This window comes from Colwellia sp. F1, assembly GCF_056238625.1.
In genome coordinates this window covers 1-4,279 of the sequence record NZ_JBWDLI010000037.1, presented here as the reverse complement: position 1 = coordinate 4,279, position 4,279 = coordinate 1, and the positions used below count along the sequence as shown (strand labels likewise).

General features: G+C 48.5%; 5 protein-coding genes. 4 read left to right on the top strand and 1 reads right to left on the bottom strand.

Annotated elements, in window-relative coordinates; translation table 11 throughout:
- Nucleotides 1–63: 63 nt before the first annotated feature.
- Nucleotides 64–1,167, bottom strand: coding sequence for a helix-turn-helix domain-containing protein (locus tag AC0UA9_RS16700; protein ID WP_125751067.1), 1,104 nt, complete (start codon nucleotides 1,165–1,167; stop codon nucleotides 64–66).
- A gap of 152 nt (nucleotides 1,168–1,319) precedes the next feature.
- Here AC0UA9_RS16700 and AC0UA9_RS16695 point away from each other — a divergent pair, with 152 nt between their 5' ends.
- The 4 genes from AC0UA9_RS16695 to AC0UA9_RS16680 all read left to right on the top strand — a co-directional run.
- Nucleotides 1,320–1,673, top strand: coding sequence for a DUF805 domain-containing protein (locus AC0UA9_RS16695; protein ID WP_125751070.1), 354 nt, complete (start codon nucleotides 1,320–1,322; stop codon nucleotides 1,671–1,673).
- A gap of 52 nt (nucleotides 1,674–1,725) precedes the next feature.
- On the top strand, nucleotides 1,726–2,334 hold the full coding sequence (locus AC0UA9_RS16690) for a hypothetical protein (RefSeq protein WP_475661787.1): 609 nt from the start codon (nucleotides 1,726–1,728) through the stop codon (nucleotides 2,332–2,334).
- Nucleotides 2,303–3,004: a response regulator transcription factor gene (locus tag AC0UA9_RS16685; protein ID WP_475661786.1), complete on the top strand. Its 702-nt coding sequence runs from the start codon at nucleotides 2,303–2,305 to the stop codon at nucleotides 3,002–3,004. Before AC0UA9_RS16690 ends, AC0UA9_RS16685 begins: the two co-directional genes overlap by 32 nt.
- A partial coding sequence (locus AC0UA9_RS16680) for a sensor histidine kinase N-terminal domain-containing protein (protein WP_475661784.1) occupies nucleotides 2,997–4,279 on the top strand: 1,283 nt, incomplete at its 3' end. The genes AC0UA9_RS16685 and AC0UA9_RS16680, both read left to right, overlap by 8 nt.

The window sequence follows — 4,279 nt, the reverse complement described above, 5'->3', positions numbered from 1 at the left end:
CCACTCACGGCAGGAACTTCACCAGATCATCTACCAAGATATTCTAGCCTTCATCGGCGCCCATTAGGTCGTATCTTTACCCGCCGCTTCGCGCCGAAACGCGCTGGGCGTTTGACCGGTGACTCTGGAAAATTCCCGATTAAAATTAGATTTGGTCTGAAAACCCGAGTCTAGGTAGATCTGGGTGATGCTGCTATCGGTGGTGGTTAATAATATTTTTGCTCGCTCAATGCGGTATTCGTTAACCACTTGGGAGACATTACGCCCATAAACCTGATTAATCGCAGCGGATATCTGCCGCGCGGGTATACAAGCTTTACGTGCGAGCCGATCCAAGTTCAGATCAGGATCGAGAAATACTTCTTGGGTAGAGAGTAACACGTCTATCTTGTTCACTATGTTGCTGACATTCAGGTTTGTGGCATTCAGGTTTGCTGCATTCAGCCCCTCTTCCCCATCGTCATTGAGTTGGTTGTGAGATTTATCTTTTGGGACTGCTGCAGGTGCTTCTTTATCGTCTTGAGAGGGTGTTTCGTTAATCCTCGGCGCGATGCTCAAGCTCACCATAATCACTGCAATAGCGAGTATCGGCAGTAATACGGCATGGCCGATAGTGAGAATCGTCAGTGCATGAGCACCCGCAAAAAACTCAAAATCAACGACTAGAGCGCCATCAATACACGCCGACATCAAAAGCATCACACCCGCCATGCGTTCTGCTTTTAACGCCTTGTCGATATCGGAAAAGCGTACTTGCTCGGGAGGGAGCGACGTTTTAAACGAGGCATGAATTAGCGCGATACCGTATCCCACATAAAGCAGCGTCAACGCAGGATCTAGAGGCGGACGCCAGAATGGGTACGTCAGGGAGCCTAAGGTCACCAATACGGGGGGTATTACATGCCAGATTGGCAGCCTATAGCGTTGGTGTGCACTGGAAAAGCAGTACCAAGCGGTAACGGGAATACAGGACGCCAAGATAGGCTGGAATAAGCGCAACAGCGGCCAATCAAATGTCCAACGTAGGCCAACCACCGTCGTTGTTAACGCACATAGGGCGATAAAAACAAACGCCGATGGCGTGGATTCTTCACGGCGCATAAACAATAACACCGCCAATATAGACAACAGCAGGGCCACCACAAAAGGCAATGGAATAGCGATCATTTCCGTTCCGTTGGGTTTATTGATCTTTGCTTAACGCTCGTCATTTTGTCCTACATCCCTTTCCTGGACGTCCTCGAACCTGATCGAGGACGCAGACACGCTAACTAAGACGTACTTTTTACGCATCAACAGCCGCTGGATAGGAGAAAAGTATGCACTGGTATTTTGATGCTTGGCAGCGTTACGCACAATTTTCAGGAAGGGCATCACGAGCAGCTTTTTGGATGTTCTTCCTAGTGAACAGCCTTGTATCGATGGCGTTTGCTTTAGCGGAAACCTTCTATCAATCGACATGGAAAATAGAAGCGATTTACAGCCTAGCGATTTTTCTGCCCTTGTTGTCTTTAACCGTGCGAAGACTGCACGACACTCAGCGTTCTGCTTGGTGGTTGTCAGTGATCTTGATTCCCGTCATCGGCATGGTGATGTTGCTCATCTTACTAACTTTACCGAGCGAGCCACCTCTCACCGATATGGATTCCCCACAGCATGGTAATACGCTTTAAGTTGGAGAAGACAATGAAAGATGTTGATAACCAGCCCCATTTATTTACCCTCTTGTGCACACTGCTAGTCTTTTTAACATTGCCAGCTTACAGCCATGCTACTAATAGCCCAGGCTCGACGGTGCAAGATGAGCAAGTGATGCCAGGTGACATAAAAGGCGTGGTGATCATTGAATCACCAAAAACAGGCGCTTTATTACAGCTGCGAGGTATTGCCGGAAGAGGCATGCTCATTAGCAGAGAAACGCCTACCCAACAGCAGGATGAAGCCCACTGTGTATCTGTACCGATGCGTTTCGCCGCGGGTGACTTTGGCGGTTCTAGCATCGGAATTCGCTCAGTAGAGCCGATTCAGCTAGTGATTTATGACGACGAAGTCATGCAAAAACTCACCGCAGGAGACGAAGTTGTCAGTGAAGACTACGACATCACAGGTCAAAATGAAGCCAGGCTGGGTGATGTCAAAATCATATCTGGCTTAACACTCAGCTACGGCTTCGTGCTCAACCCAGGCGAATGGTCTTGGCTGTCAGTGTTCGGACAGGCTCAAAATGAAGTGAGCTGTGAGCGTCTCAATATCAATGGTACAGACCCCATTGATAGCGCACTGGGTAACAACAGGATTGCTTATGAAAGTGCTAGTAGTAGAAGACAATGTTAATTTAGCTAACTCTATTGCAGCCACTCTACTTGAGGCTGCCTTTAGCATTGATGTCGCCGACGATGGAAGAAAAGCACTCCATATTCTTGAGCAAGGTGGGTACGATCTGTTGGTGTTGGATCTCGGTCTACCTGAACTGGACGGCATCTCCCTACTGCGCAAGCTACGTCATCAGCAGAATACAATTCCTGTCTTGATCATCTCAGCACGAGACAGTCTTGATCAGCGCATACATGGCCTAGAAGTAGGTGCAGACGACTACTTATGTAAGCCTTTTTCACTGGAAGAGGTCGCAGCGCGGGCGCGGGCACTGGTACGACGCGCCATACACTTTGGTGGAGAAACACTACAATGTGGGCGCTTAGAGTTTCTTCCCGATGCCATGGAGCTGCGCCTAGATGGAAAACCTTTGCTATTGCACCGCCGAGAGTTAGAAGTTATGGAATACCTGCTGATAAACCAAAATCGCCTCGTTAATAAGGATCAAATTATCGACCGCCTATCTACCTCCGATGAGTCGGTTAGCTACGCTGCAGTAGAAACTTACATCTCTCGGATTCGTAAAAAAATTGGCTACGATTTCGGCTTAAAAACGGTACGCGGCCTGGGCTATTACCTGGAAGCTAAAGACTGCAAACCCAAAGACGTGAAAGCTCCTGGCGATGAGTAAACGCCAATCAATCCGCAGCCGGCTGCTTTTATGGATTGGACTGCCTTTCACTGCCCTTGCGATCTTGGCATTGATCTCTAGTCATCTGCTGTTATCTCGGCAAATTAATGCCACCTTTGATGACCTGCTACTTAACGCAGCCCAGCGGCTGGAGCGCCGAATTTACACGGTGGATGGTGAACTGCGCATCAATATGCACTACTTCAGCATTAGTACACTTGGCAGTAGAGGCGATGGGAAAATATTTTATCGCATTAAAGAGTCTGAAGGAGGCATGATCGCAGGCTTTAGCGGTTTATCAGATCCGCCCAAAACATCTCAAGAACCCATTTTTTATGACGTAGACTATGCAGGTAATGCATTACGCGCCGTGGCGCTTACACTGCCCTTTTACCGAGGCGATGAATCGGTAGACATTGAAATAGTGGTAGCCGAATCAAAAGAAGCGCGCCACACGCTCACTAATGACTTTATGGTAACGCTTTCAGGGTTAATGGCCGTAACAGGACTACTGGCAATTTCCATTGCCCTATTCGCCATTCATCTAGGTCTAGCGCCTCTGAGTACGGCAAGCCAAGCGTTACGACAACGTTCGCCCAATGACTTACACCCCTTGGATGATGCCGCTCCCAAAGAAATTCTGCCACTCATCCAGAGCATTAACCATTTGATGCAGCGAATGCGGCGCAGCATTGAAAGCACCCAACAGCTCAATGCCGATGTTTCGCATCAGCTTAGAACACCCATTTCAGAGATTCGCGCGTTAACCGAGGTATCGCTTAAAGCCCCCCTTCCCTCACCGGCGCAGACTAATCTAAAAGAGATTCAACGCATCACCGAACATGCCAGCCACACCGTGAAGCAACTGCTGAAATATGCCAAAACACGCAGCGAGTTGGTTGATATATCTCATTTGGAGAATGTCGATTTAGTAGCGATTTGTCAGGAAGCCTGCGCTCAAACGGCCCCTACTATTTATAAGCAAGGCCAAGAGCTCGCATTTGAAAAACATCAAGCAATACCTAATGTCATTGGCGACCCTATTTTGTTGCGCTGGTTAGTCACCAATTTAATTGAGAATGCCAGCTTGCATGCAGGTGGAGAGCATGTTTACCAGGGCGTCATCACCGTTGCCCTAACAGCTGACGTAGGCCAAGTAATATTAACGGTGAGCGATGAAGGCACTGGCGTAGATGAAGCACAAATCTACAAATTGACCGAGCGCTTTTTCCGCCACAACAAACACTCCCCTGGTAGCGGGCTGGGGCTGGCTAT

Excerpts from the sequence above, each read along its gene's own strand:
- AC0UA9_RS16700 (WP_125751067.1), bottom strand. The coding sequence starts at position 1,167 with ATGATCGCTATTCCATTGCCTTTTGTGGTGGCCCTGCTGTTGTCTATA.
- AC0UA9_RS16685 (WP_475661786.1), top strand. The coding sequence starts at position 2,303 with ATGAAAGTGCTAGTAGTAGAAGACAATGTTAATTTAGCTAACTCTATT.
- AC0UA9_RS16695 (WP_125751070.1), top strand. The coding sequence starts at position 1,320 with ATGCACTGGTATTTTGATGCTTGGCAGCGTTACGCACAATTTTCAGGA.